This is a genomic window from Helicobacter pylori (assembly GCF_001998165.1).
In the GTDB taxonomy this organism is placed as follows: domain Bacteria; phylum Campylobacterota; class Campylobacteria; order Campylobacterales; family Helicobacteraceae; genus Helicobacter; species Helicobacter pylori_DL.
Genome location: NZ_MTWR01000128.1, coordinates 1 through 441, shown reverse-complemented (window position 1 = coordinate 441; position 441 = coordinate 1). Strand labels below are relative to the sequence as shown.

General features: G+C 35.1%; 1 protein-coding gene and 1 pseudogene. Both read left to right on the top strand.

What is annotated here, in order from left to right; genetic code table 11:
• Positions 1–180, top strand: a pseudogene (porC, locus tag BZK24_RS10080) (pyruvate flavodoxin oxidoreductase subunit gamma); the annotation flags it as partial.
• Entirely contained in the window at positions 169–348 is a 180-nt protein-coding gene (locus BZK24_RS10075; protein ID WP_242423442.1) for a DUF904 domain-containing protein, read from the top strand. The pseudogene porC and the gene BZK24_RS10075, both read left to right, overlap by 12 nt.
• Positions 349–441 lie beyond the last annotated feature (93 nt).

Genomic DNA, 441 nt, shown 5'->3' with positions numbered 1-441 from the left:
ATGGCTTATAACCGCGTTGATGATGAGCCTATTTTAAACCATGAGCGCTTCATGCAACCGGATTATGTGCTGGTGATTGACCCTGGTTTGGTTTTCATTGAAAACATCTTCGCTAATGAAAAAGAAGACACGACCTATATCATCACTAGCTACCTTAACAAAGAAGAATTGATTGAAAAAATCCAAAAACAAGAAGAAGAGTTGAACGCTTTACGCCAAGCAAACACCACACTGAATGCGCAAAATGAAGAAAAAGACATTCAAATCGCTATTTTATACGATGAATTGAGCGCTAAAGATAAGGGCATTCAAGGTCTTTATGACAAAATCTCTGATTTATTGTCATAAACCATTAAAAACATGTCTTAGAAAACGCTAAAACTTATGAAGAGCAAATCTATAAAATTTTAGATCAACAACACACCGAAGTGTGCTTTAATT